The organism is Pediococcus inopinatus, assembly GCF_002982135.1.
GTDB classification, from domain to species: Bacteria; Bacillota; Bacilli; order Lactobacillales; family Lactobacillaceae; genus Pediococcus; species Pediococcus inopinatus.
This window is the reverse complement of the sequence record NZ_CP019981.1, coordinates 1,397,463-1,422,947: the sequence shown is the minus strand read 5'-3', so window position 1 is coordinate 1,422,947 and position 25,485 is coordinate 1,397,463. Positions and strand designations below refer to the sequence as shown.

Genomic DNA, 25,485 nt, shown 5'->3' with positions numbered 1-25,485 from the left:
GTAACCGATACCTTACGGAACATTCTTTTGCCCGTTTTGTGGTGAGGAGTGTTTGCTAAGTTTAGTATGGAAAATATTAAAAAATGGGTGGCACCGCGAAGTCTTCGCCCCATAATCTTGGGTCTCTGTCAAACTGTATTGGTAGAGATTTTTGAAGGCATGTTCACTTCGGTGAATGTGCTTTTTGTTTACTCATGAATTAAACTGATACGAATGAAGAAGTTATGAATATTTCGAAAACCAAAACAGCTACGCTTTAATACCTTGATTTTACGATTAAGTCCTTCAATAGGACCGTTAGAATACGGATAACGACAACTGTTGAGCACTGCTGAGCCGTTCTTAACGAAGGTTGAAATGGTGACGTCCATTTGATTACCAGCTACTTGGTAGTTGGTAATCAAATTTTTAAATTCCGTGGCATCCTTTTGGTGAATAGCGGTTAGAATGCCTTGATAAGTTTGATACACAGTTTTGAATTCTGGAAATTCATCTAAGGCAAGGTCGATGGCGTTCTGTTGGGTCATATACTCGTTAATGCCTCGTAAATAGATAAGCTTAGTGTCATTGATTTTCTCTTCTGCCAAATGAAATAAACGCCATTGAGATTTAAGGATGCGGTAAATGCGTGAATGCTTATCTTGAAAAGTACGGATAATACATGTACGTTCATTGTCTAGTGCACGACCAGCAAGCTGAATAATGTGGAAACGGTCAATAATCGTGACAGCATTCGGGAATAAACGATGAATAAAGCTAGCATATTCGGCGTTCATATCAATAGTAATTGTTTGAACTTTCGCACGTTCTTGAACTGAATAACGAGCTTCAAAGTAATCAATGATATCCTTACTGAGACGATCTTTGAGGGTCACAATGCGGCGATGACTAACGGCATCGCAACAGTTAAAGGACATTAGATGATTACAGGAACGAAATTCATCGAAACAAAGATTTGGCGGAAGTTGCTTAACACGGTAAGCCAAGTGAATATTTGCATTTAAAATACGTTGAACACTACTTGGTGAAATGCCACAAATTTTAGCGATTTCTTTACTGGTCAGCATGTCACGAGCTAGCACAATGACCTGATGTTTAACATTGTGGGTAAAAGTTTCATTACGTCTAACGAGGTTAGTTTTAGCTCCACAGGTTTTTAAACAATGTTGGCATTGATATCTTTGTCTTCTTAGCTGCATTTCATAACGTCCGCCTGATAAGGTTCCCAACCTTAGATGACTAACGTGGGTACCGTTTTTAATTAGACTTTTATGGCCACAATGGGGACATTTCACAAGCTGATAAGAAAGGTTGGCGTGAACGACATGAATTCGTTGTCCATTCGGGCAACGTTTCTTGGTAACACCAGTTACGGTTATATTTGGGTCTGTCATTTCAAACAAGCTTAAGATAGAATTAGTTAGGGACATCTGTTTTTCCTCTTTTCGATTTTGTTTGGTGATTAAATCGTAGCACAAAGAGGACAGATGTCCTTTTAATTTTCAAAATAAAAACTGGTATCAGTTATTCACCAATACCAGAAAGTGTAGACCCAATATAATTCATCTGATTATCATGGAGGGATTTTTCTATGCCTAGATCTAAATATACAGCGGCTGAAAAATTAGCGATATTGACGGAATTTAAACAGTCAAACTTATCTTTAGGTAACTTTGCCAAACACAATAAGGTTGCAACCCAAACTGTGAAAGATTGGCAAGTAAAGTATCAAAGTGGCGGGACCGAAGAGCTTTCCGAAGCCCATCATAACAAGCATTACTCTAAGGAGTTAAAACGGGAAGCCATTAGTGATTTTTTGAATGGTGAAGGCACGTATCGTGAAATAGCTATAAAGTATGGATTACGATCAACGACTCAGATACTCAATTGGGTTTCCAGGTATAATAGGGATAAACAAATAACGGCCTCGCCGTTTAGAAAGCAGGTCCCTATTATGAGTCGTAAAACCAACTTTAAGGAACGTATTGAGGTTGTCGAATATGTGACAAGACACAAACATAGTTATGCTGAAGCAGCCGAACATTTCGCTGTTTCTTATCAGCAAGCACGCTCATGGGTACTTAAAACAAAACAAGCTGGCTATGAAGCTCTGATTGATAATCGTGGACATCATAAACAACTAAGTGAACTAACTGATTTAGAAAAAGCTAATTTGCGAATCCGACAACTAGAATCAGAGTTGAAAGATAAAGAACTTATGGAAGCCTTCATAAAAAAATTTCAAGAAATTCAGCGCAGGGAGTGAATAAACAGCATCGACTGGCATATCAGGCCATAAGTGAAGTCAGTCAGGGGAAACAAGGAGCGGTCACCAAACTACTTAAAGTTGTCGGCGTAAGCCGTCAAGCTTATTACAAAGGAATTAATCGCCAAATAACATCTTGGGAAAGACAAGATAAAGTACTTAAGGAGCGTGTCCAATACTGGTTTGATTTTCATTTTCAAGGAATAGGAGCTGGGAATCTTCTTACTAACCTAGAAAAAGATAACCAAGTCACTTTTGCTGTGACACTTAAACAAGTGAAACGAATTATGCGTGAACTCGGATTACGCTGTGAAATCAAGGTTAAGAAACATAATCGGGTTAAACAGTCTGATCAATATATCCTGGATAACACTTTAAATCAAAGCTTCAAAGTTACGGCACCTAATCAAGTTTGGTTATCAGACTCAACTGAATTAACCTACGGTGTAAATGGTGAGCACAAGGTACGTTTAAGTGGTGTCTTAGATTTATACGGGCGAAAACTGTTAGCCTACAATCTAAGCCTGACGGAGACTAGTGCAGCCGAAATTCAAGTATTTCAGCGAGCTTTCAATCAATTTAGTAATGCTCATCCATTAATTCACACAGATCGAGGATCTGCTTATACTTCTGGAGCTTTCAATAATTATTTGGCTCGTTATAACGTGACACGTAGCATGTCAAGACCAGGCACTCCATACGACAACGCTCCGATGGAACGTTGGTGGAATGAATTTAAACTTCGTTGGATGGCTCGCCATCCGTTGGCAAAAACTTATGAAGAACTAGTAAAACTTGTAGAAGATGGAATATATTATTTTAACCACCATAACCGTTCAGCAATAAGAAATGGCCTCACTCCAGATGAATACTGGAATGAAGCCATTTAGAAACAAACTTAAATTTATATTATTTCATCTGTCAACTTGACAGGGCCTAGTGCAGTTAGTTACTAACCAGTGACGTCTTTTTAATACTATTTTTGGTCTTTGGGTTCGCCAATATTGTAATCTTTATCAGACATAGTTTCTAGCTTTCCTAAACGATAACCATTACCAACTTGTGAGAAGAAATCGTGATTAGCAGTTCCTGTAGAGATTCCGTTCATCACAATTGGGTTCACGTCAGCTTCTGTGTCAGGGAAGAGGGGATTTTGACCCAAATTCATTAAGGCCTTGTTTGCGTTATAGCGCGTAAACGTTAAGACTTGGTCCGTCCAACCGACTTGATCATATAAAACGTGGACATATTTTTCTTCGTTATCATAAAGTTCGTATAAGAAGTTAAACATCCAGTCTTTGAGTTCTTGCTGTTTGTTTTCTGATAATTCTTTCATAGCCAATTGGAATTTGTAACCAATGTAAGTACCATGAACAGATTCGTCACGAAGAATTAACTTAATGATTTCTGCAACGTTAGTTAATTTGTTGTGACCAAGGTAATAGAGTGGTGTAAAGAAACCAGAGTAGAACAAGAAAGTTTCCAAAAAGACGCTTGAAATCTTTTTCTTTAGTGGATCACCATCATCATGATAGAGAGTATAAATTTTCTTAGTTTTGTTTTGAAGGAATTCTTCGCTATCACTCCATGAGAAGATCTCGTCAATTTCTCCTGGTGTATTTAACGTTTCAAAGATTGATGAATAACTCTTTGAATGAACAGATTCCATGAACTGAATGTTATTAAAAACGGCTGTTTCGTGGGGCGTACGAATATCTTTTCGTAGTGCTGCCATACCGTCTTGTGATTGAAGGGTGTCAAGAAGGGTAAGGCCACCAAAGACGTGTCCCACAACCCATTTATGATCTTCATCAAGGGTGCGCCAATCATCCAAGTCATTGGAAATTGGAATTCGGGTATCGAGCCAAAACTGTTCGGTTAATTTTTCCCAAGTAGCTTTATCAATCTCATCGGAAACTTGATTCCAGTTGATTGCCTTGTAATTACCATCTTGAGTCCATTTGATAGGATCTAATTTTGAAGAGTCTGCCATTTTTTTGTTCCTTTCTGAACTAAATTAGATTGAGCAACTTTCACATTGGTTAACTCCGACTTCACCGTCGTTGTCAGTGAAAGTCCGAATATAATAAATTGATTTAATTCCCTTATTATAAGCATAGTTTCGGAGAATGTTCAAATCTCTCGTGGTCATTTTATTTGTCCGGCCATCTTTCCATTCATACATACCCTCTGGAATGGTTGAACGCATGAAGAAAGTCATGCTCATCCCTTGATCTACGTGTTGTTGAGCTGCAGCATAAATGTCAACAACTTTACGCATGTCGATATCATAAGCGGATTGATAATATTTTAAAGTGCTGTTATCAAGATATGGAGCTGGAAAATAAATTTTACCAATTTTCTTTTCTTGACGTTCTTCAACTCGGTTAACAATTGGTTGGAGACTAGCGGTGGCGTCGTTAATGTAAGAAATCGAGCCAGTTGGTGCAACCGCCATCCGATTTTGGTGATAGAGGCCATCTTTCATAACAGCTTCTTTTAGTGCTTGCCAATCGGCTTGAGTTGGGATATCAATTGTTTCAAATAAAGCCTTTGCCTTTTCAGTCTTTGGACCCCAATCTTTGGAAACATATTTATCAAAGTAACTACCGTCTGCATATTTACTTTTTTCAAAATTGTGGAAAGTTTCATGACGTTCGCGTGCAATTTCGTTGGAAGCTTTTAAGGTCCAGTAGTTAAGGAGCATGAAATAAACACTTGTAAAATCAAGAGAGTCTACATTTCCATAGTACATGTGGTTCTTAGCTAAATAACCATGTAAGCCCATGGCGCCAAGGCCAATTGTGTGAGCAAGTGCGTTTCCATTTTGAATGGAAGGGACAACACTGATATTAGAATGATCGGTAACAAAAGTTAAGGCGCGGACCATTGTCTCAACAGAATGACCAAAGTTAGGGGTATTCATCATATTAACAATATTTGTGGAACCAAGGTTACAGCTAATGTCGGTTCCCATTGTTGTGTATTCTTGTTTGTCATTGATTTCAGATGGCGATTGAACCTGCATGATTTCAGAACACAGATTACTCATCACAATTTTCCCGTAAATTGGGTTGTCGCGATTGGCTGTATCAACGTTCACTACGTAAGGATAGCCTGATTCTTGTTGTAATTTAGAAAGCTCGTTTTCCAGATCACGGGCTTTCATCTTTGTTTTAGTGATTGCTGGATTAGCTACCATATTGTCATATTCGGCAGAAATATCTACATAAGAGAAAGGTTTTCCGTAAACTTTTTCAACAGAGTAAGGACTGAATAAGTACATGTCCTCATCATGACGCGCGAGGTCATAGAACTTATCAGGCACCACAACACCCAGGGAAAGGGTTTTGACACGGATTTTTTCATCAGCGTTTTCTTTTTTAGCAGACAAAAAGGAAATAATATCAGGATGGAAAATATTGAGATAAACAACGCCGGCACCTTGACGTTGGCCTAGTTGATTTGCGTAGGAAAAACTATCTTCTAACAGTTTCATAACAGGGACAACGCCACTAGCAGCGCCTTCAATACCTTTAATAGGGGCACCAGCTTCTCGCAAATTACTTAAGTTGATTCCGACACCACCACCGAGTTTGGAAAGTTGCAGTGCAGAGTTAATTGTTCGGCCAATAGCATTCATATCATCAGTTGCTTGAATTAAGAAACAAGAAACAAGTTCGCCCCGTTGTTTTCTACCAGCATTTAAGAAACTTGGCGTAGCAGGTTGATAACGTTGGTGAATAATCTCATCAGCGATTGACATAGCTAGATCTTCGTCACCGTCCGCAAAGTAGGTTGCGTTCATGGCAACTCGATCTACGAAGTGTTCCAAATAATAGCTGTTGTCGTTAGTTTTTAAGGCATACTGAGCGTAGAACTTGTAAGCAGCCATAAAAGATTGAAAATGAAAATTTTGGGAATTCAAAAAATCGTAAAGCTTTTGCAGAAATTCAGGAGAATATTTCTTAATTGAGTCCTCCTCTATGTAGTCATTTTTAATTAGATAGTCGAATCGGTCTTGTAATGAATCAAATTGCTTGGTGTTAGGATTGACGTTTTCTTTTAAGAATGCAGCTAGAGCTTCATGGTCCTTGTTCAAGGGAATTTGATTGTTAACTGGAATATTTATTTCGTTATTTAAATCGTAGTATGTGACATCTTTAAGGTTCTTAAGACTCATAATTTACACGCCTTTCTGGGATCCTGCCTAAAAATGGGATAAATAAAAAAACGCCTAGCTGTGACAAGCAGCATGGTGCGTTTTAATGGCCTAACAAATATGTCGATCTGTTAGATAGCAAGTTGTTTTAAAACATCAGGTCGAAATCCGGCAATTGGTTCGTTACCATTGGATTCAACTACGGGAACGGCTTGAAATCCGCGAGATTTTAAATAATCAATGTAATCAGGATTTGTATTAATGTTCCGTTCTTTAAAGGGAATATTGTGTTCACTTAAGAAACGTTTTGTCATCTTACATTGCATACAGTTGTTTTTTGTATAAATAGTTACTTCACTCATGTTGCCCACCCTCGATTTCTTGTTACTTTTGTGTTTTTTGAATATCCTCAGTATACAACATCTAATGTAAAATTCAATGAAAAAACCACCATATTTAGTGTCAATTATGTTACGAGCACTAAATATGGTGGCCCGACAAGGTTTTGAAGAAAAAGTTTTTTTGTTCAGGTTGCGTGCAACTTATTTAGGGACGACCCAACGCTAAGTTAGTTGTGAATTTCGGTGGATATTCCTTTATAATAGAAATTAACTTTAAAAATAATAGATTTTAAAATGAAAAGGAAATAATTAAATGACTGATTATTATTATACACAAAATCCGGATGCTTTACATGAAAAAACACAATGGCAATTTAAATTGCTTTCTCAAAATTTAACTTTCAATTCAGACAGTGGCGTTTTTTCTAAACGAACCATCGATTTTGGAACCCGAACGTTATTGGATGCGGTTGATTTGAAAGATCTGAGTCATGGAGATGTCTTGGATGTTGGTTGTGGTTATGGGCCAATTGGATTAGCAATCGCGAAGGCGGTGCCAGAAATTCACGTTGATCTTGTTGATGTAAATTTAAGGGCACTTGATTTATGCAAACAAAACGCTGAGCAAAATGGCATTCAAAATGTCACAATCTGGGAATCAGATACTTATGAAGCAGTTTCTAAAAAAGATTATCACACGATATTATCCAATCCACCGGTGCGGGCAGGTAAAACAGTTGTAACCAAAATCTTAACGGATGCTTTTGCACATTTGCAGGTGGGAGGCTCATTAATGATCGTTTTGCAAAAAAAGCAAGGCGCACCTTCAGCAAAAAAAACGATGACCCACGTATTTGGCAATGCAGAGATTGTTTTAAAACAAAAAGGTTACTACATTATTAAGAGCGTGAAAGAGCAGGAAGACAATGCAGAATAAACTGTCGCCAAACCAAGAGCTTTATTTTATGAGCTTGGCGTTGGAAGAAGCACGCAAGGCAAAATTCATGGGTGAGGTGCCAATTGGGGCAATCATTGTCCACAAAAATCAAATTGTTGGCCGTGGTCACAACTTAAGAGAACAGAATCAAGACGCAACTGCGCATGCAGAAGTTTTGGCAATTCAAGATGCTTGCCGAACCTTAAAAAGTTGGCGGTTATGGGATTGTCAATTGTTTGTTACTGTTGAGCCGTGCATGATGTGCAGTGGAGCAATCATTAATTCACAGCTGCCAGAAATTTATTTTGGAACCCGAGATCCAAAAGCTGGCACAGTTCAAAGCTTGTATCAGCTTTTGAATGATCAACGCTTAAACCATCAAGTACGGGTTTATGAAGGACTTTTTCAAAGAGAATCAAGCCAAATTATGCAAGATTTTTTTCGTGAAATTCGGCTTCGAAGAAAAAAGCTTAAAAAAAGTAAACAAATTAGTAGAAATTTTTAGTGATTTCGAGTATTATTAATAGTGCCGAGAGGCCTTAAGGCAAGGATGGACTCACGAATTGTGTCAGATCCGGAAGGAAGCAGCACTAAGTCTGCTCTGTCTTGTGCCTTAAGTTATTAGGAAATTGGTAAGACTCTTAGTCAACATGGCTAAGAGTTTTTTATATAGGTAAACAATTGAGAGGAATTCAAAAATGAGCTATCAGGCTTTATATCGCGTTTGGCGTCCACAACGGTTTGACGAAATTGTGGGACAGCAAGTGATTACGCAAACATTAAAAAATGCTTTAATTACTGATCAAACTAGTCACGCTTATTTGTTTACGGGTCCGCGTGGAACTGGGAAAACTTCGGCTGCCAAGATTTTTGCCAAGGCAATTAACTGCCGTTATTTAAAAGATGGTGAGCCCTGTAATGAATGTGCAACTTGTAAAGCAATTACGCAAGGGCGCTTAAACGATGTCATTGAAATCGATGCTGCTTCCAATAATGGCGTGGAAGAAATTCGAGATATTCGTGATAAAGCCAAGTATGCGCCTACTGAAGCAGACTACAAAATTTACATTATTGATGAAGTCCATATGCTGTCCACGGGGGCTTTCAATGCTTTGTTAAAAACTTTGGAAGAACCGCCAGCTAATGTCGTGTTTATTTTAGCAACAACGGAGCCACAAAAGATTCCGCTAACGATCATCTCCAGAACACAACGGTTTGATTTCCGAAGAATCTCAACTAAAGATAGCTACGACCGAATGGTTTACATTTTGCAACAAAAAAAGATTACATTTGATGAGAAAGCGTTGATGGTTATTGCTAAAGCAGCAGAAGGCGGTATGCGGGATGCACTTAGCATCTTGGATCAGACCCTGTCGTTTGGTGATAATGAAATCACCCTGAAAAATGCCTTGCAAGTGACAGGGAGCGTCAATCATGATCTCTTGAATTCATATGTTCAAAATGTTTCTGATCAGGAGGTTACTTCGGCTCTGAATACCCTTGAAAAAGTGCTGGCGGAAGGCAAGGATGCTAATCGGTTTATTGAAGATCTCATCAATTTCTGTCGAAACCTTTTGCTATATCAACAAGATCCGTCGCTGATAGTTGATCAAGCGTTAGGTGATGTAGATGACCAATTCAAGTCATTTGCGGCCTCACTAACTGCTGAGCGTATCTATCAAATGATTGATCATTTAAACGATACTCAGCAACAAATGCGGTTTACCACTCATCCAGATGTTTATATGGAAGTTTTAACGATTAAATTGGCAGAGCCAGCAAAGCAGAACATCCAAATGCCTGAAAATGAGAATCGGCAACCAAAGACAGCTACTGAAGGTGAATTGGATCATTTACAAGAAGAAATTAAAAAATTAACGGATCAAGTTAAGAAGTTAGAGGGACAAAGTCAGGCGCCAGCAAAAGAGGCTAAACCAAATGGGGCAGCACGCGGGACTACTGGCAAGCGAAAGCAGGCTGTGAAACCTAATTTAACAAAGATTTATCCAGTTTTAGCCAACGCAACGAAACAAAATTTGGTACAATTAAAAGAGATATGGCCAGATCTTATGGCAATGTTGAGTGTCACACAGAGAGCCTTGATGCATGTGGCTCAACCAGTGGCAGCTAGTGAAAAAGGAGCTGTAATCGCCTTTAACTACGCTTTCTTGTATGAACAAGCAGCGGATGATGGAGATTTACGTCAACTTTTGAGCGAAGATATTGACAAACTAGTAGGTCATGATTTAAAAATTGCTTATGTTGATGCTGAGCAATGGCCAGAAATTCGAACAAGTTATATTCAGCAACATAAAGATGATTTACAGAATAATGAAGCTGATTCAAATGAGGAAAATGCTGAAGGGATGCCGACAGATGAGGATTCTCCAGCTTCCCAGTCTGAACAAGACCCAGTAGTTACTCAAGCTGAAGCCTTATTTGGGTCAGAAGCAGTCGAAATTAGAAACGATTAGTTAAGAAAGGCGGAATTAAGATGCGCGGTGGAATGGGAAATATGCAAAACATGATGCGTCAAATGCAAAAGATGCAGAAAAAAGTTACTGAGGAACAAGAAAGCTTAGATACAACGGAATTTACTGGTGTTGCACCAGACGACATGGTTAAGGTCACTTTTACGGGTGATAAGACTATGAAAGACATCGCCATTAAGCCTGAAGCAGTTGATCCAGATGATGTGGATATGTTACAAGACTTGGTTGTTGCCGCTGTAAATGATGCGATGACTAAGATTACTGATGAAACAAACAAAACGATGGGCAAATACACTAAAGGTTTGCCAAAAATGTAAGAGTGAGGGCCTATAATGCAATATCCAGAGCCAATTGCGAAATTAATTGATAGTTATATGAAGCTGCCAGGAATCGGCGAAAAGAGTGCAACTAGATTAGCATTCTTCACGATTAATATGGATCAAGATGATGTGACAGAGTTCGCTAAGGCATTGGTTTCGGCAAAACGTGATCTTCATTTTTGCAGTATTTGTGGAAATATTACCGAAGATGATCCTTGTGAAATCTGTCGAGATAAATCGCGTGATCAAGGGACCTTATTGGTAGTTGAGGATCCTAAAGATGTGATGTCAATGGAAGAAATGAAAGAGTATCATGGCCTTTACCATGTCCTTCAGGGAGTCCTTTCACCTATGGAAGGCAAAGGACCAGAAGATTTGAATATTTCAAGTTTGCTTAAACGGCTTCAAACAAATAAAGCGGTCAAAGAAGTTATTGTAGCAACTAATGCAACTCCAGAGGGTGAAGCGACAGCGATGTACTTGTCACGACTTATCAAGCCAGCTGGAATTAAAGTAACCAGATTAGCGCATGGTTTATCGGTTGGTAGTGATATTGAATATGCGGATCAGATGACTTTGTTCAAAGCTGTAGAAGGCCGTACAGAGATGTAAACAAACTTATACTTATGAAAAAGCGAGATGGCATGGTGACAGGAAAATTTATTTCATTTGAAGGCCCAGATGGCGCAGGAAAAACAACAGCTTTGAATACGATTGTGGCAGACTTAAAACCTCAGTTAAAAACGCAGCTGGTTGTGACTCGTGAACCAGGCGGTAACCGAATCTCTGAAGCCATTCGTAGTGTTATTTTGGATCGCCAGAATACAGAAATGGATGACCGTACAGAGGCATTACTTTATGCGGCCGCTCGGCGACAACACATTGTAGAGACGATTGAGCCGGCATTAAAAGCCAACAAGCTAATTTTATGCGATCGCTACATTGACAGTTCGGTGGCGTATCAAGGAGCTGGTCGCGAGATTGGTGAACAGGAAGTCTATCAAATGAACCTTTTTGCCACGGCTGGTTTACTTCCTGATTTGACGATTTACTTTGACATTCCTTCAGAGATTGGTCTGAAACGCATTATGACGCACCGGACGGATGAAATTAATCGTTTAGATGTTGAAAAATTATCTTTTCATAAACGGGTTCGAGCGTCTTATTTAAAAATTGCCAAAGAAAATCCTGAGCGTATCAAAGTGATAGACGCAACGCAAAGTAAAGAAAAAGTTGTTTCAGAAGTTGAAACAATTATTCGGCAATCTAATTCAGAGTTTTTCAATGAGTCAGGAGAGTGACAAATATGAAATTAATTATTGCAATTGTTCAAGATAAGGATGCCAATCAATTAAGCGATGAATTTATCGATGCAAATATTCGGGCAACAAAATTATCAACAACAGGTGGTTTTCTAAAATCAGGAAATACAACTTACATGATTGCGATTGATGAAAAACGAGTTGATGAAGTATTGGCAATGGTCAAAGAGGCTTCCCATAGTCGTGAGGAATTCATGACACCACCGGTCAATTTGGATGCTAGTATGGAAGGCACAACTGCTTATCCTGTGAAGGTTCAAGTTGGTGGAGCAACGGTGTTTGTCATGCCAATTGAGCAATTTCAACAATTCTAAAAAGTTGGCGGAGGAGTAACGATGGCTGAAGAAGATGGAATCCAAATTGCGGTTAAAGAAAAGCAACCAGAATTAGTTGAACATTTTGCACAGGTCATCGCGTCACGAAAGCTGGCCCATGCTTATTTGTTTGCTGGTGAATCGGGCATTGGAAAAGACGAGTTAGCAACCTGGATTGCGATGCGTCTTTTTTGTTTAAATGTACAAAACAACATGCCCTGTGGAAAGTGTCAGGAATGTCGAAGGATCAGTACAAACCAGCATCCGGATGTGGTGGTTGTGAAACCAGATGGTCAAAGTATAAAGGTTGATCAAGTCCGATTTTTGAAATCTGAGTTTACAAAAAGTGCGGTTGAAGGTAATCAAAAGATATTTATTATTTCTGATGCTGATAAAATGACTGCAGGTGCAGCAAATAGCCTCTTAAAATTTATTGAGGAACCAAGCCCAAATGTGACTGCTTTTCTTTTGACAACCAATAAGAACCTGATGCTACCAACCATCATCTCACGAACAGAAGTAGTAGAATTGAAACCATTGATACCAGCTCAATTTAAGGCCCAATTGCAAAAAGAGGAGATTACGCCAAGTTTAATAGCCATGGCGATGAATCTAACTAACAGTGTGGTTGAAGTTAAAAATTGGTTAGCCGATGATTGGTTATCACAAGTTCAATCAGCGGTTAGTCGCTGGTTTCTATTGGCTTTTCAAAAAGATATGCGGTCCTTCGTCGAGGTTCAGGCGAAAATCATGGGATTAGCAAAAACTAAAGAAAGTCAGCAGTTAATTTTAGATATCGTCATGTTATATTGTCGTGAAGCTTTAATTTTAAAAGTAAACCCCAACAATTTACGGTTAAGTTTTCCAAATCAAGATGAACAAATAAAGCAGGGACTTACCAACAAATCAGAAAGCAGTTTAATGGCAGCAACTGAGCAAGCTTTACAGGCTAAGAATTTAATGAATCGTAATGTAAGTTTTCAAAATGTCTTGGAAGCACTAACCATTAGATTATGTCGTATTTATTGAGTCATTCTGAGATTAAGGACTGTGAATGAGGTGAAACTGTGAACAAACGAGAGATATACGAAAGCTTCGATGGTCTTCAAGAAGAATCACAAAAAATGTCAGACCAGATTCAGGAATTACAAAATGGTTTGACGGAGATTCTTGAAGAAAATGCTGAATTGGTTATCGAAAATGAGCATTTGCGTGAGCAATTAAGCAAATATGAGCAATCGTCAAAAAACGAAGATCCCAAAAGTACTAAGCACGGTCTTTCTAAATCTCGAAAAAACTTAGAAAAATTATATGGTCGCGGATATCACGTGTGCAATGAATGGTTTGGCAGACACCGTGAAAATAACGAACCGTGTGCTTTTTGCCTTGATGTTATTTACGGTGATCGGTAAGGAGATTGAAAAGTGCAATCACAAAAAAGCTTTGCAAAAAATCAGGCTAGTGGAACGCTGTATTTAGTGCCCACCCCAATTGGCAATCTTGGAGATATGACCTATCGGGCAGTTGAAATATTGAAGGAAGTAGATGTTATTGCTTCTGAAGATACGCGGAATACCCAAAAGTTATTAAATCATTTTGAAATTGAAACGAAACAAATTAGTTTTCATGAATATAACACCCATGAACGTGTCCCTGAATTAGTTGAACGTTTAAAAAAAGGGGAGACCATTGCGCAAGTGAGTGATGCAGGAATGCCATCAATTAGTGATCCTGGGCATGATTTGGTAGTGGCCTGTATTGAACAAGACATTACAGTTGTTCCTTTGCCAGGAGCTAACGCAGCGTTGACCGCCTTGATTGCCTCCGGATTAGTTCCGCAACCATTTTATTTCTTTGGCTTTCTAAATCGAAAACCGGTTGACCAAAAACGTCAATTGGAAAAGCTTGCAAATAAAGAAGAAACGCTTATTTTTTATGAAGCTCCACACCGTTTGAAAAAGACGCTGACCAATATGGCTGGTATCTTGGGTACAGATCGTTCGGCAGTATTGTGTCGAGAGCTAACTAAAAAATTTGAAGAGTTTCTTCGTGGAACTTTGGCAGAACTGTTGGAATGGGCTAGTAATAATGAAATTCGCGGCGAATTTGTTGTGATTGTGGAAGGTAACAGCCATGCAGTTGTAGCAGGTGAAGAATTACCAGAAATTCCTGTTGAAGATCAAATCACTAATTTGATTAGCGCGGGTGAGAAACCAACCGTAGCAATAAAAAAGGTTGCTAAATTACGCGGGCTGAAAAAGCAAGATGTTTATGCAACATACCACCATTTAAACAATGACAATTCGAAAAATAGTTAGTTTAAGAGGATGGTAGTGAGTGGTAAAACTTTTTTGGTTTCGATCACGAAATGAATTATAAAAAAGAAATAATGTAAGTAATGTGAGAGGAGATTGGCATGGCAGGAAAAAAATTTAGCGAAGAACATAGATTGGTTTATTACGATGGTGATCGAACCTCGCGAGCATCAATGCCAATGCTAATCAACTTAATGGTTTTAGCTTCAGAAGACCAAAGTGAACTTTTGGGAGTTGGAACATCAGAAGTCTTAAAATATGGCGTGGGTTGGGTAGTTACGCAGTATTCGATCCAAATAAATGCTTTACCTGAGATTGGGACGACAATTCGTTTGTCAACCGAAGCCACTGCCCACAATAAGTTTTTTTGCGAGCGTCATTTTGGCATTGAAGACGAAGCAGGCCAACCACTTATCACTGCTAACAGTAATTTTGTCCAAATGAACCATGAAACACGTAAGATGGGGAAATTAATTCCGGCATTGATTGACCCATACGGAAGTGATGAGGTTAAACGATTAGCTCGGTTACCACGGGTTCAAAAGATTACGGATGGACAAGAACTGCTAACCAAACAATATTCTGTTCGTTATTTTGATTTAGATACCAACGGCCACGTAAACAACTCACATTATTTTGAGTGGCTTTTGGATGTTTTACCGGCTGATTTTTTGCAAACTCACATGCCAACTAATTTAAATATTCAATATCATAAAGAAATTCAGTATGGACATACGGTAGTGAGTGAAGTGGGAAAAACAACTGGTGAAAATGGTGAAACAAAGACGCTACATAGGATGTCAGTTAATGGCGAAGTCTATTGTGAAGCGGATTGTACTTGGAGCTCAATAGCTAACTAACAAACAAGTGAAACGGTTTTATGGTATAATTACGTTAAAATTTCAGGAAAACGGAGAGGCGTAAAATGGCAATTTTAGTACTTGGTGGTGCAGGGTATATTGGCTCGCACACAGTAAAAAGATTGATTGAACAAAATGAAGATGTAGTGGTGATTGATAATTTAGTTACCGGACACCGACAAGCAGTTTCGAAGCAAGCTCGTTTTTACCAGGGGGATGTTCGAGATCGGGATTTTTTGGACAAAGTCTTTGCTGAAGAAAGTATTGATACAGTTATCCATTTTGCAGCTTTTTCGATTGTTCCAGAATCAATGAAGGATCCGTTGAAGTATTTTGATAACAATACTGGCGGTGTGATCACTTTGCTTGAAGCTATGCACGCCAATCATGTAAGTCGAATTGTCTTTTCTTCAACGGCCGCTACTTATGGTAATCCTGAGAATGATACAATTAAAGAAACTGATTTACAAAATCCCATCAACCCGTACGGTGAGAGCAAACTCATGATGGAAAAGATTATGCACTGGTCTGATATTGCTTATGGTATTAAGTTTGTGGCACTGCGTTACTTTAATGTTGCGGGAGCTGCTGCGGATGGAACCATTGGCGAAGATCATCATCCTGAAACTCACCTCATTCCGATTGTTTTGCAGGTTGCTTCTGGAAAACGTGACGAATTACAGATTTTTGGGGATGATTATAAAACTGCAGATGGCACCAATATTCGTGACTATGTGCACGTTACAGATTTAGCAGATGCGCATATTTTAGCGATGAAGTATCTCCAAGCTGGTAACGAAAGCAATGCATTTAATTTGGGTTCTTCGACGGGATTTTCCGTGAAGCAAATTTTGGAAGCTGCTCGTGTTGCGACCGGCAAAGAAATTCCTGCAAGAATTACTGCTCGGCGTCCTGGAGACCCAGATACTTTAGTTGCTAAAAGCGATAAGGCACGTAAAATCCTAAATTGGCAGCCTCAATATGATGATATCCATGAAATCATCAGGACTGCGTGGAACTGGACACAAAAACATCCAAACGGGTTTGAAGATCAAAAATAAATTTAGAGAACTCGACAATCGGTAAAGATTTGCGAGTTCTTTTTTATGAATTATCCCGCTATAGAAAAATTGTGATAAGATATTTAAAGAATAGAACGAGAAAAGGAAATTGGTTATGAAAATATTGGCGTTAGATACTTCAAATCGGCCTTTAAGTGTGGCGATTTTAGATGATGGCCAGTTACTAGCAATGACGACCACAAATATTCGTAAAAATCATAGTATTCAGTTGCAGCCAATTATTGAAACATTGGTTAAGCAGGTTGGACTTAAGATGCAGGACTTCAAACGAATTGTGGTGGCAGACGGACCGGGTTCATATACTGGATTGCGGATTGCAACAACGACTGCGAAGACACTGGCATATACCTTAAATATTGATTTAGTGGCGGTGTCCAGCTTACGGACATTAGCGGCAAATGTAGGCGATGAAGATCGTTTAATCGTGCCTTTATTTGATGCGCGCCGAGAAAATGTATTTGCAGGCATCTATCAACAAACTGCTGATGGCTTGGTGGCGGTTTTGGAGGACCAACATTTAGCTATTAAAGAATTGGCCGCAAAATTACTGGAAATGCACAAGCCTGTTTGGTTTGTGGGCCAAGATGTATCTGTTTATGCAGCCTTTCTTCAGGATCAGTTGGGGCCATATTTTCATCAAGTTTCAGATGCAATGAATCTTCCTAATGCTTATGTACTTGGAAAATTAGGATTACACGCCGAACCTGTAGCCCATCCATTTAATTTTGTGCCCCGATATTTGCGTTTGACTGAAGCGGAAGTTGAATGGAAAAAACGTCATCCACAAGAGGAAACAAAGCCTTATGTTGAAAGAAATTAAAGCATTAATTAAAGATCGTTTTTTTAATCGAACAAAACAGTTGAGAGAACAAGCATTTGAAATTCATGACCATGTTATCCAAATTGAAACGGACACGTATTTCATTGCCAAGGCGATGATTCCGGATATCCCGAAAATTTTGAATGTGGAGCGATCTGTTTATGAAGGCCAAACGCCTTGGGATCGAGCCGCTTTTGCTACGGAACTTCGCCGTAAATTTGATCGGCTTTATTTAGTTATCCGATATCACGATCGGATGCTTGGTTTTATCGGTGCATCGTTCGATGATCGGACTGCGACTGCACATATTACAAATGTGGCTGTGGTCCCAGACAAACAGAATCGAGGCATTGGTGCTTACTTGCTTAAGACAATGATTGGAAAAGCTGAATACATTGGATACAAAAAGATGACGCTTGAAGTTAGAAGAAGTAATGTACGTGCACAGGCCCTTTATCTAAAGATGGGCTTTGAAAAAACAGGCGTGAAAGCACACTATTATTTTGGTGATCATGAAGATGCGATTGATATGACCTTAACATTGACCCAAAAGGATTAGGAGAATTATGACTAAAAAGAACTTAATTTTAGCATTTGAATCAAGTTGTGATGAAACAAGTGTTGCCGTTATTGAAGATGGTGAGAAAATCCTGTCAAATGTGGTTGCAACTCAAATTAATAGTCATAAAAGATTCGGCGGAGTTGTGCCAGAAGTGGCTAGCCGTCACCACATTGAGCAAATCACAATTTGTATTGATGAGGCGTTAGAAAAAGCACAAGTTAAAACTAGTGATTTGACTGCGGTGGCCGTTACTTATGGTCCTGGACTTGTAGGGGCATTGTTGGTAGGTGTGGCTGCTGCTAAAGCATTTGCCTATGCCAATGAATTACCAATTGTCCCAGTAAATCACATGGCAGGCCATATTTATGCGGCTCGCTTTGTAAAACCGATTGTATTTCCTTCAATGGCGCTATTAGTTTCTGGCGGTCATACAGAGCTTGTTTATATGCCATATGAAAATGAATTTCAAATTATTGGTGAAACACGTGACGATGCGGCTGGGGAAGCTTATGATAAGATCGGGCGCGTTTTGGGAATGACTTATCCGGCTGGGAAACCAATTGATGAATTAGCTCATCAAGGAAAAGATACCTTTCACTTTCCACGGGCAATGGTTCATGAAGATAATTTCGACTTTAGTTTTAGTGGCCTAAAAAGTGCTTTTATTAACACGGTTCATCATGCTGATCAGATTAATGAAACGTTGAATCGCGCCGATCTTGCCGCGAGTTTCCAACAAAGCGTGGTCGATGTGATTGTTAAAAAAACTTTATTGGCTTGTGAAAAATTTCAGATCAAACAACTTATTTTAGCAGGAGGGGTTGCTGCAAACCAAGGACTTAGAGAAACCTTATCTGAGCAACTTAGTGTGAAGGAGCCGGATCTAGATTTTGTAAAAGCACCTCTGAAGTATTGTGGTGATAACGCAGCCATGATTGGGGCAGCTGGCTATGTGGCAATGAAGCATAATGTTTTTGCTGATGCTAGTTTGAATGCTGAACCGAGTTTGGAATTTGATTGGGTACCAGATGCCGTCAAATAAGATGAAGCGGGGACGAATGTATGACAGAAAATAAGTTCACTAAAATGAGGAATGAAATTGATGCAGCAATTGATCGTGGCGATATTTATGGTGCTTCTTTCAGCTTTATAAACGAAAATAAAATTGATAGTTTTTATCATGGATTTCAAGGTAAGGATGTTTTTGCTGAAAGATTGGATCCTTCTATGATCTATGACTTGTCTTCTTTAACGAAGGTTGTGGCAACAACAACACGGGTATTTCAGTTGTTATCTATTCATGAATTGGGATTACAAGATTCAGTTACTGCATATTTACCAGGTTTTTCGCATCCAGAAGTGACGATTGAAAATTTGTTGCTACACAACAGTGGGTTACCAGCGGATGTGGATAACATTCCTAATTTAACTGGTGTTGAGCTTGTAAAAAAAATTTATGAGGATCCATTAATTAGCAAACCGGGTGAAAAAACGGTTTATTCTGATTTAGGATTTATTTTATTAGGTTTAATTATTCGGACATTAAATGGTTCGATTGACCGCAGTGTTCAGGATCACATATGGTATCCACTGGCTATGACAAATACGGGGTATAATTTGAATCGTCCTAAGTCACGATTTGTTCCTACTGAAGTTGATGCGCAACGTGGTCAAATTCAAGGACAGGTCCATGACTATAAGGCGTTACTCTTAAATGGCGAAAGTGGCCATTCAGGCCTGTTTTCGACTCTTAGTGATTTAACTGTCTTTACTGAGATGATGATTAATCGGGGAAAATACCAGAAAAAAGAAATTCTGGATCCTAATTTGTTTGATTTGATGGCCAGTTACGATGAGAATGGGCGGACTTTAGGTTGGCAAAGAGTCAATCATCAAGAGCAATATGTGCAAACTGGCTATACTGGGACAATTTTGGCATTTGACCCCGTTAATAAACAAGGCTTTGTGTGCCTGACAAATCGAATCTATCCAACTCGTGACAATGAACGTTGGAATCAGGATCGGGATCAATTGATTAAAATGTTTTTTTCAAATTAATAAATAACATAAAAAGAGAGTAAGTTCATTAACTGAACTTACTCTCTTTTTGTGAATTTAAATACTAATCTTGGTCTTCAAGTTGCTCACTCTTTGTTGTCCAGTCATTTTCAGTTTGGGTAATTTGGGTTTGAGTTGCGTCCAAACTTTTTTGAAGTTCTTCCAATTTTAAATGATCGTTAAAGTTTTGCGGATCAGCCATTTGGTTTTGAATCCGAGCCTCGGTTTCTGACAATGTATCGAGTTGTTCTTCAAGGTGTTCAACTTCACGTTGCAACTTTCTTTGGACCTTTTGGGTTTCTTTAGAGGCTAAGTAAGTTTGCTTTTTTGAAATCTCAATATCTTCGGTCTCGTCATTAACAGCTGAATTTGGTGTTTGGTCCTGAGCCTCTTTTTTAGCTAAATAGTAATCATAATCACCCAGAAATAGTTGACTTCCAGCCGCAGAGATTTCCAAAATTTCTGTTGCTACTCGATTAATGAAGTAACGATCATGAGAGACGAAAAGGACGGTACCATCAAATTCATTTAAGGCATTTTCAAGAACTTCACGGCTATCAATGTCTAGATGATTGGTTGGCTCATCCAAAATTAAGAAGTTGTCAGCCTGCATGGTTAATTTAGTTAGAAGTAGGCGAGCTCGTTCTCCACCGCTTAAGTTTTTCACAGGTTTTAATACGTCATCTCCGGAAAACAAAAAGCTACCTAACAGAGAGCGAATATCTTTTTCTGGGACGAGTGGATGCTCATCCCAAAGTTCATTTAAAACTGTTTTATGGTCGTCTAAGTTATGTTGTTCCTGATCATAATAGCCGACTTCTACGCCAGTACCTAGTTTAGCGGTGCCACTAAGCAATGGAATTTGACCTAAGATACTTTTCAACAGGGTTGATTTACCAACCCCATTTGGGCCCACGATTCCTAAAACATGATGTTTAGTTAAATTAATGTTGATTGGGGCCGACAAAACATGGTCCGTTTCGTAACCGATTGCAGCATCCTTGACCGTTAAAACGACATTACCACTAGACTGTTTTGCCGCAAAATGGAAATGCATTTCAGCATCATCTGTATTGGGTCGTTCCAGGACGGTCATTTTTTCGAGCTGCTTGCGCCTACTCTGAGCGCGTTTAGTGGTTGAAGCACGGACAATATTTTTATTAACAAAATCTTGAAGTTTATCAATCTGAGTTTGTTGTTTTTCGTAAGTTTTCCATTCACTTTTGAGACGAGCAGCTTTCTTGTCGATATAATCCGAATAATTTCCAGTGTAAGGAAATAGCGTGTGCTGATCTAAGTCAAGAACTCTTGAAACTACATGATCTAGAAAGTAGCGATCATGTGACACAATTAACAATGCGCCTTTGTATGACTTAATGTATTCTTCTAGCCAAGCCAAAGTGTCCATATCCAAATGATTGGTAGGCTCATCTAACACAAGGAGGTCATGTTGTTCCAACAGCAATTTCGCCAAAGCTAATTTAGTTTTTTGGCCCCCAGATAGGGAGTTAACTGAGCGGTCATAAAATTCTTCACCAAAACTAAAACCGTTAAGGACACCACGAATTTCTGCTTGATAACCAAAACCGTTTTTGGTTTTAAAGGTCTGCTGTTTTTGATCGTACAAATTAGATAAAGACTTAAACTTTTCGGAGTTAGCGATGATTTCAGGATCGCCTAATTGGCTTTCGAGCTGATGAATTTCTTGTTCTAAAGCAATAACGTCAGCAAAAACGGTTAATAATTCATTCCAGACGGTATTATCCGTATTTAAGCCTTGATTTTGGGCAAGATAACCAATCGAAAGGTCTTTTTTGGTAATGATCTGACCTTCATCAGGTTGTGTTTGACCAATTAACATTTTGAGAAGCGTTGTTTTACCGGCCCCATTTCGACCGACAAGACCAATGCGATCTTGTTCCTGAATATCAAAAGTGATCTGTGAGAACAACCGCTCTCCATTAAATTCTCGGCTGACATTTTGGGCTTGTAGTAAAATCACAATCTTTTGTCCTTTCGTAAATCAGTTTATAAAATATCTAAGTTTGGGTGGTTCTTGGTTCCCAGTGAGGGAAGTGGTAAACTAACTTTGTTAATTATTCACAAAGTTTATTGGAGGTTCAAAATGGAAACCAAAATTCCGGAAGCTACTGCCAAACGGTTACCTTTATATTATCGCTATTTAAATAATTTATTAAATGCAAATAAACTACGGGTTTCTTCAACTGAGCTAGCTGAAGCGATTCAAGTTGATGCGGCAACCATTCGCCGCGATTTCTCTTATTTTGGTACATTAGGGAAACGTGGGTATGGGTATGATGTCCACAAATTAATTGATTTTTTCAAAAAAATTCTTGATCAAGACACACTCACTAATGTCGCATTGATTGGGGTTGGAAACTTAGGGCATGCCCTGTTGAATTTCAATTTTCATAAAAACAGTAATGTCCGAATCGGTGCTGCCTTTGACATTGATCCGACCATGATTGGTTCCGTGCAAAGTAACGTTCCTGTATATGGAATGGCCCAGTTACGAGAACAGCTGCAGGAACAACAAATTAAAATTGCCATTATTACTATTCCGGCAGCTATTGCCCAAAAAGTTACTGATGAACTCGTGCAATCCGGAATTAAAGGCATCATGAATTTTACAACGGTTCGCGTTTCAGTGCCGGCGGAGGTCCGAATTCAAAATATTGATCTGACCAATGAGCTGCAATCACTAATCTATGCAATTCGGCATGATTAGTTACAAGCCTAATATTGGCAATACAACTAACGAGTTCATTAAAATATGCGCCATCATTGAAGTTTGAATACGGCCGGTATGATGGTAGAGCCACGAAAACCAGAGGCCAATTGCGGCGTATAGAATTAAATGGCCGTCTGAATGTGCTAAGGCGAACAAGCCACTAGAAATAAAGGCGGTAAGCAACTGGGCAATTTTAGGATTAATGAAACTTAGCAGATTGGCAAGATTGCCGAAAAGTACTTTGCGAAAAACAATTTCTTCCATAATTGGGGCTGCCACAATAATAACCAAAGCATAAATGGGATAGCTCTTTACAATTGATAAAAGGGCGCTCGTATTTTGAGAATTAGCATTGCCACCCGTTTGAATGGTCAGGCGTAAAATTACCGATTGGAGAATAATGACCACGATGAATCCTAAAACACCCCACAAAATGGTTTGGCCCACAGAACGGCGCTTTTTTTCAGGCAGATTAGTCGGCATGTTATGAAAGGCAAAATAGCCTAACAAGCAAGCACCGATTAAATAGTCAACAATTTGAATGTTAAAAATTTCCATGTGTGTTAATTTAAAGAAACTATTTAAGACACCGGGCAACAAATAAACGATTAAATACGTAATTAATATATAGATGGATTTCTTTTCTAATTTCATTTGCTCACCTCATATTTGTTCCTATAGTATAGCATTTTTGCAAGATACTTGAATTTATTTGTCAAAAAAGGTCAGTAAAATACTTGCATTCTGTGGGGAGAATGATATAGTAAATATTGTTGTTAGCACTTGAACGTCAAGAGTGCTAAAAACAGTAAAAAGTATAAAATAAATGGAGGGATTCATATTGTTAAAACCATTAGGAGATCGCGTGATATTAGAAGCACAGGAAGAAGAACAAACCGTTGGTGGAATTGTCCTTGCAAGTAATGCTAAGGAAAAATCACAAAGCGGTAAAGTTATTGCTGTGGGTGAAGGACGCGTATTAGATAACGGAGAAAAAGTTGCCCCCGCTGTTAAGACAGGTGACACCGTTATTTTTGACAAGTATGCAGGTACCGAAGTTTCATACGAAGACAAAAAATATTTGGTTTTGCACGAAAAAGATATCGTTGCAATTACTGACTAATTAAAAAAATAAATTCAATGAGGTGAAAATTTTATGGCAAAAGAAATTAAATTTTCCGAAGATGCAAGAACAAAAATGTTAAAAGGTGTCGACAAATTAGCTGACACAGTTAAATCAACAATTGGTCCAAAAGGTCGTAACGTTGTTTTGGAACAATCATATGGTTCGCCTACAATTACAAATGATGGTGTGACAATTGCTAAGTCAATTGATCTTGAAGACCATTTTGAAAATATGGGTGCTAAGTTAGTTTCTGAAGTTGCTTCAAAAACTAACGATATTGCTGGTGACGGAACAACCACTGCAACTGTTTTAACACAAGCAATTGTAAATGAAGGTATGAAGAACGTTACTGCCGGTGCAAATCCAGTTGGTATCCGTCGCGGAATTGAACGCGCAACAAAAGCCGCTGTTGAAGGCTTACACAAGATGTCTCATGAAGTTAAAACAAAAGATGATATTGCCCAAGTTGCTTCTATCTCAGCTGCAAACGAAGAAGTTGGCCAACTAATCGCTGATGCAATGGAAAAAGTTGGTAATGATGGCGTCATTACAATCGAAGAGTCACGTGGTGTGGATACAACACTTGATGTTGTTGAAGGAATGCAATTCGATCGTGGCTATATGTCACAATACATGGTTACTGACAACGACAAAATGGAAGCTGATTTAGACAATCCATACATTTTAATTACTGATAAGAAAATTGGTAATATTCAAGATATTTTGCCATTACTTCAATCAGTTGTAGAACAAAGTCGTTCATTGTTAATTATTGCCGATGATATTACTGGTGAAGCTTTGCCAACCCTTGTTTTGAACAAGATGCGTGGTACATTCAACGTTGTGGCTGTTAAAGCACCTGGTTTTGGCGATCGTCGTAAAGCCCAACTTGAAGATATCGCAACCTTGACAGGCGGAACAGTCATCACAGATGATTTAGGTTTGAACTTAAAAGATGCCACAATTGATCAATTAGGCCAAGCTAACAAGGTTACAGTTACAAAAGACGATACAACAATCGTTGAAGGTGCTGGTAATAAAGACCAAATCTCAGAACGAGTTGCGACACTCAGACAACAGATTTCTGAAACAACTTCAGACTTTGACAAAGAAAAATTGCAAGAACGTTTAGCTAAATTAGCTGGCGGTGTTGCTGTTGTTAGAGTTGGTGCTGCAACAGAAACTGAATTGAAAGAAAAGAAGTATCGAATTGAAGATGCTTTGAATGCAACACGTGCTGCTGTTGAAGAAGGCTTTGTTTCCGGTGGTGGAACAGCATTAGTTAATGTCATTCCTTCTATTGCTGACCTTAAAGCAGAAGGCGATGAACAAACTGGTATCAACATTGTAAAACGTGCTCTTGAAGAACCTGTTCGTCAGATCGCAAAAAATGCGGGTGCTGAAGGTTCAGTAATCGTAGAAAACTTAAAGAAACAAGAACCAGGCGTTGGTTACAATGCAGCAACTAGCAAATGGGAAAACATGGTAGGCGCAGGAATTGTCGACCCTACTAAGGTTGTTCGTTCAGCATTACAGAACGCAGCCAGTGTTTCTGCCTTGTTATTAACAACCGAAGCAGTTGTTGCTGACAAGCCAGAAGCAAAAGATGATGCAGCAGCTGCAGCTCAACCACAACCAGTTGGCATGGGCGGCATGATGTAAACAAAAAACGGCTAATTTAGTATAGTCGAGAGCTTTTGAGATTAGGTGTAAGCCTAGTTTTGAAAGCTCTTTTTGTTTTCTGAAAATTTTTGAA

General features: G+C 38.8%; 28 protein-coding genes and 1 other RNA gene. 23 read left to right on the top strand and 6 right to left on the bottom strand.

What is annotated here, in order from left to right; translation table 11 throughout:
• Positions 1–188: 188 nt before the first annotated feature.
• On the bottom strand, positions 189–1,478 hold the full coding sequence (locus tag PI20285_RS07230) for an ISL3 family transposase (protein ID WP_245080550.1): 1,290 nt from the start codon (positions 1,476–1,478) through the stop codon (positions 189–191).
• A gap of 113 nt (positions 1,479–1,591) precedes the next feature.
• On the opposite strand from PI20285_RS07230, the gene PI20285_RS07225 reads away from it, so the two are divergent.
• Positions 1,592–2,266, top strand: a complete 675-nt coding sequence (locus PI20285_RS07225; protein ID WP_057775631.1) for a helix-turn-helix domain-containing protein — start codon at positions 1,592–1,594, stop codon at positions 2,264–2,266.
• Entirely contained in the window at positions 2,263–3,156 is an 894-nt protein-coding gene (locus PI20285_RS07220) for an IS3 family transposase (RefSeq protein WP_063696711.1), read from the top strand. Before PI20285_RS07225 ends, PI20285_RS07220 begins: the two co-directional genes overlap by 4 nt.
• Positions 3,157–3,242: 86 nt before the next feature.
• On the opposite strand, the gene nrdF is transcribed toward PI20285_RS07220, so the two are convergent.
• The 3 genes from nrdF to PI20285_RS07205 all read right to left on the bottom strand — a co-directional run bounded on the left by nrdF (position 3,243) and on the right by PI20285_RS07205 (position 6,790).
• Positions 3,243–4,259: a class 1b ribonucleoside-diphosphate reductase subunit beta gene (gene nrdF, locus PI20285_RS07215; RefSeq protein ID WP_057772757.1), complete on the bottom strand. Its 1,017-nt coding sequence runs from the start codon at positions 4,257–4,259 to the stop codon at positions 3,243–3,245.
• Positions 4,260–4,283: 24 nt separating this feature from the next.
• On the bottom strand, positions 4,284–6,449 hold the full coding sequence (nrdE, locus tag PI20285_RS07210; RefSeq protein WP_057772759.1) for a class 1b ribonucleoside-diphosphate reductase subunit alpha: 2,166 nt from the start codon (positions 6,447–6,449) through the stop codon (positions 4,284–4,286).
• A gap of 110 nt (positions 6,450–6,559) precedes the next feature.
• A complete protein-coding gene (locus tag PI20285_RS07205; protein ID WP_046871054.1) occupies positions 6,560–6,790 on the bottom strand; it encodes a redoxin NrdH in 231 nt (76 codons plus the stop codon).
• 76 nt (positions 6,791–6,866) lie between these two features.
• Between PI20285_RS07205 and PI20285_RS12010 the strand changes: the two genes are divergently transcribed.
• From PI20285_RS12010 to PI20285_RS07120, 18 genes are all read left to right on the top strand, one after another.
• On the top strand, positions 6,867–6,995 hold the full coding sequence (locus PI20285_RS12010) for a hypothetical protein (protein WP_280523929.1): 129 nt from the start codon (positions 6,867–6,869) through the stop codon (positions 6,993–6,995).
• Positions 6,996–7,082: 87 nt separating this feature from the next.
• On the top strand, positions 7,083–7,706 hold the full coding sequence (locus PI20285_RS07200) for a class I SAM-dependent methyltransferase (RefSeq protein ID WP_057772761.1): 624 nt from the start codon (positions 7,083–7,085) through the stop codon (positions 7,704–7,706).
• Positions 7,696–8,211 (top strand): tRNA adenosine(34) deaminase TadA, encoded by a 516-nt coding sequence (tadA, locus tag PI20285_RS07195; protein WP_057772762.1) that lies wholly within the window; start codon positions 7,696–7,698, stop codon positions 8,209–8,211. The genes PI20285_RS07200 and tadA overlap by 11 nt, the downstream gene beginning before the upstream one ends.
• Before the next feature lie 31 nt (positions 8,212–8,242).
• Positions 8,243–8,329: signal recognition particle sRNA small type (gene ffs / locus PI20285_RS07190), an RNA gene on the top strand.
• 75 nt (positions 8,330–8,404) lie between these two features.
• On the top strand, positions 8,405–10,180 hold the full coding sequence (gene dnaX / locus PI20285_RS07185; protein ID WP_057772764.1) for a DNA polymerase III subunit gamma/tau: 1,776 nt from the start codon (positions 8,405–8,407) through the stop codon (positions 10,178–10,180).
• Between the two features lie 20 nt (positions 10,181–10,200).
• Positions 10,201–10,515 (top strand): YbaB/EbfC family nucleoid-associated protein, encoded by a 315-nt coding sequence (locus PI20285_RS07180; RefSeq protein ID WP_057772767.1) that lies wholly within the window; start codon positions 10,201–10,203, stop codon positions 10,513–10,515.
• A 15-nt stretch (positions 10,516–10,530) separates the two neighbouring features.
• Complete coding sequence (recR, locus tag PI20285_RS07175; RefSeq protein WP_057772768.1) at positions 10,531–11,130, top strand: recombination mediator RecR; 600 nt, start codon at positions 10,531–10,533, stop codon at positions 11,128–11,130.
• Between the two features lie 35 nt (positions 11,131–11,165).
• Positions 11,166–11,819 carry a dTMP kinase gene (gene tmk / locus PI20285_RS07170; protein ID WP_179947341.1) on the top strand — a complete coding sequence of 218 codons (654 nt, stop codon included), beginning with the start codon at positions 11,166–11,168 and terminating at the stop codon, positions 11,817–11,819.
• Positions 11,820–11,824: 5 nt separating this feature from the next.
• Positions 11,825–12,154 (top strand): cyclic-di-AMP receptor, encoded by a 330-nt coding sequence (locus PI20285_RS07165; RefSeq protein WP_057772770.1) that lies wholly within the window; start codon positions 11,825–11,827, stop codon positions 12,152–12,154.
• Between the two features lie 21 nt (positions 12,155–12,175).
• Complete coding sequence (gene holB, locus PI20285_RS07160; RefSeq protein WP_057772772.1) at positions 12,176–13,183, top strand: DNA polymerase III subunit delta'; 1,008 nt, start codon at positions 12,176–12,178, stop codon at positions 13,181–13,183.
• Between the two features lie 38 nt (positions 13,184–13,221).
• Positions 13,222–13,566 carry a DNA replication initiation control protein YabA gene (locus PI20285_RS07155; protein WP_057772775.1) on the top strand — a complete coding sequence of 115 codons (345 nt, stop codon included), beginning with the start codon at positions 13,222–13,224 and terminating at the stop codon, positions 13,564–13,566.
• A 12-nt stretch (positions 13,567–13,578) separates the two neighbouring features.
• The gene (gene rsmI, locus PI20285_RS07150; RefSeq protein WP_057772776.1) at positions 13,579–14,472 is read left to right on the top strand and encodes a 16S rRNA (cytidine(1402)-2'-O)-methyltransferase; all 894 of its coding nucleotides are present in this window, start codon (positions 13,579–13,581) and stop codon (positions 14,470–14,472) included.
• 98 nt (positions 14,473–14,570) lie between these two features.
• The gene (locus PI20285_RS07145; protein ID WP_057772778.1) at positions 14,571–15,329 is read left to right on the top strand and encodes an acyl-[acyl-carrier-protein] thioesterase; all 759 of its coding nucleotides are present in this window, start codon (positions 14,571–14,573) and stop codon (positions 15,327–15,329) included.
• A gap of 65 nt (positions 15,330–15,394) precedes the next feature.
• Positions 15,395–16,390 (top strand): UDP-glucose 4-epimerase GalE, encoded by a 996-nt coding sequence (gene galE, locus PI20285_RS07140; protein ID WP_057772780.1) that lies wholly within the window; start codon positions 15,395–15,397, stop codon positions 16,388–16,390.
• A gap of 115 nt (positions 16,391–16,505) precedes the next feature.
• Complete coding sequence (gene tsaB / locus PI20285_RS07135) at positions 16,506–17,231, top strand: tRNA (adenosine(37)-N6)-threonylcarbamoyltransferase complex dimerization subunit type 1 TsaB (RefSeq protein ID WP_057772782.1); 726 nt, start codon at positions 16,506–16,508, stop codon at positions 17,229–17,231.
• Positions 17,215–17,790 carry a ribosomal protein S18-alanine N-acetyltransferase gene (gene rimI, locus PI20285_RS07130; protein WP_057772783.1) on the top strand — a complete coding sequence of 192 codons (576 nt, stop codon included), beginning with the start codon at positions 17,215–17,217 and terminating at the stop codon, positions 17,788–17,790. The genes tsaB and rimI overlap by 17 nt, the downstream gene beginning before the upstream one ends.
• A gap of 7 nt (positions 17,791–17,797) precedes the next feature.
• Positions 17,798–18,835, top strand: coding sequence for a tRNA (adenosine(37)-N6)-threonylcarbamoyltransferase complex transferase subunit TsaD (gene tsaD / locus PI20285_RS07125; protein ID WP_057772785.1), 1,038 nt, complete (start codon positions 17,798–17,800; stop codon positions 18,833–18,835).
• Positions 18,836–18,855: 20 nt separating this feature from the next.
• Positions 18,856–19,851, top strand: a complete 996-nt coding sequence (locus PI20285_RS07120; protein ID WP_057772787.1) for a serine hydrolase domain-containing protein — start codon at positions 18,856–18,858, stop codon at positions 19,849–19,851.
• 64 nt (positions 19,852–19,915) lie between these two features.
• Here PI20285_RS07120 and PI20285_RS07115 read toward each other — a convergent pair whose 3' ends face one another.
• Positions 19,916–21,853 carry an ABC-F family ATP-binding cassette domain-containing protein gene (locus PI20285_RS07115; protein ID WP_057772789.1) on the bottom strand — a complete coding sequence of 646 codons (1,938 nt, stop codon included), beginning with the start codon at positions 21,851–21,853 and terminating at the stop codon, positions 19,916–19,918.
• A gap of 123 nt (positions 21,854–21,976) precedes the next feature.
• Between PI20285_RS07115 and PI20285_RS07110 the strand changes: the two genes are divergently transcribed.
• On the top strand, positions 21,977–22,600 hold the full coding sequence (locus tag PI20285_RS07110) for a redox-sensing transcriptional repressor Rex (RefSeq protein ID WP_057772790.1): 624 nt from the start codon (positions 21,977–21,979) through the stop codon (positions 22,598–22,600).
• Here the strand turns inward: PI20285_RS07110 and PI20285_RS07105 are convergent, their stop codons facing one another.
• A complete protein-coding gene (locus tag PI20285_RS07105) occupies positions 22,601–23,257 on the bottom strand; it encodes a CPBP family intramembrane glutamic endopeptidase (RefSeq protein ID WP_057772795.1) in 657 nt (218 codons plus the stop codon). It lies immediately after the preceding gene.
• Between the two features lie 187 nt (positions 23,258–23,444).
• Here PI20285_RS07105 and groES point away from each other — a divergent pair, with 187 nt between their 5' ends.
• Positions 23,445–23,726 carry a co-chaperone GroES gene (groES, locus tag PI20285_RS07100; protein WP_057772796.1) on the top strand — a complete coding sequence of 94 codons (282 nt, stop codon included), beginning with the start codon at positions 23,445–23,447 and terminating at the stop codon, positions 23,724–23,726.
• Positions 23,727–23,759: 33 nt separating this feature from the next.
• Positions 23,760–25,391: a chaperonin GroEL gene (gene groL / locus PI20285_RS07095; RefSeq protein WP_057772798.1), complete on the top strand. Its 1,632-nt coding sequence runs from the start codon at positions 23,760–23,762 to the stop codon at positions 25,389–25,391.
• Positions 25,392–25,485: the final 94 nt, after the last annotated feature.

Excerpts from the sequence above, each read along its gene's own strand:
- PI20285_RS12010 (WP_280523929.1), top strand. The coding sequence starts at position 6,867 with ATGAAAAAACCACCATATTTAGTGTCAATTATGTTACGAGCACTAAAT.
- tsaB (WP_057772782.1), top strand. The coding sequence starts at position 16,506 with ATGAAAATATTGGCGTTAGATACTTCAAATCGGCCTTTAAGTGTGGCG.
- groL (WP_057772798.1), top strand. The coding sequence starts at position 23,760 with ATGGCAAAAGAAATTAAATTTTCCGAAGATGCAAGAACAAAAATGTTA.
- PI20285_RS07165 (WP_057772770.1), top strand. The coding sequence starts at position 11,825 with ATGAAATTAATTATTGCAATTGTTCAAGATAAGGATGCCAATCAATTA.
- PI20285_RS07110 (WP_057772790.1), top strand. The coding sequence starts at position 21,977 with ATGGAAACCAAAATTCCGGAAGCTACTGCCAAACGGTTACCTTTATAT.
- dnaX (WP_057772764.1), top strand. The coding sequence starts at position 8,405 with ATGAGCTATCAGGCTTTATATCGCGTTTGGCGTCCACAACGGTTTGAC.
- tsaD (WP_057772785.1), top strand. The coding sequence starts at position 17,798 with ATGACTAAAAAGAACTTAATTTTAGCATTTGAATCAAGTTGTGATGAA.
- nrdE (WP_057772759.1), bottom strand. The coding sequence starts at position 6,449 with ATGAGTCTTAAGAACCTTAAAGATGTCACATACTACGATTTAAATAAC.
- recR (WP_057772768.1), top strand. The coding sequence starts at position 10,531 with ATGCAATATCCAGAGCCAATTGCGAAATTAATTGATAGTTATATGAAG.
- nrdF (WP_057772757.1), bottom strand. The coding sequence starts at position 4,259 with ATGGCAGACTCTTCAAAATTAGATCCTATCAAATGGACTCAAGATGGT.
- holB (WP_057772772.1), top strand. The coding sequence starts at position 12,176 with ATGGCTGAAGAAGATGGAATCCAAATTGCGGTTAAAGAAAAGCAACCA.
- PI20285_RS07105 (WP_057772795.1), bottom strand. The coding sequence starts at position 23,257 with ATGAAATTAGAAAAGAAATCCATCTATATATTAATTACGTATTTAATC.
- PI20285_RS07180 (WP_057772767.1), top strand. The coding sequence starts at position 10,201 with ATGCGCGGTGGAATGGGAAATATGCAAAACATGATGCGTCAAATGCAA.
- PI20285_RS07205 (WP_046871054.1), bottom strand. The coding sequence starts at position 6,790 with ATGAGTGAAGTAACTATTTATACAAAAAACAACTGTATGCAATGTAAG.
- rimI (WP_057772783.1), top strand. The coding sequence starts at position 17,215 with ATGTTGAAAGAAATTAAAGCATTAATTAAAGATCGTTTTTTTAATCGA.
- PI20285_RS07120 (WP_057772787.1), top strand. The coding sequence starts at position 18,856 with ATGACAGAAAATAAGTTCACTAAAATGAGGAATGAAATTGATGCAGCA.
- tadA (WP_057772762.1), top strand. The coding sequence starts at position 7,696 with ATGCAGAATAAACTGTCGCCAAACCAAGAGCTTTATTTTATGAGCTTG.
- PI20285_RS07200 (WP_057772761.1), top strand. The coding sequence starts at position 7,083 with ATGACTGATTATTATTATACACAAAATCCGGATGCTTTACATGAAAAA.
- PI20285_RS07225 (WP_057775631.1), top strand. The coding sequence starts at position 1,592 with ATGCCTAGATCTAAATATACAGCGGCTGAAAAATTAGCGATATTGACG.
- galE (WP_057772780.1), top strand. The coding sequence starts at position 15,395 with ATGGCAATTTTAGTACTTGGTGGTGCAGGGTATATTGGCTCGCACACA.
- PI20285_RS07145 (WP_057772778.1), top strand. The coding sequence starts at position 14,571 with ATGGCAGGAAAAAAATTTAGCGAAGAACATAGATTGGTTTATTACGAT.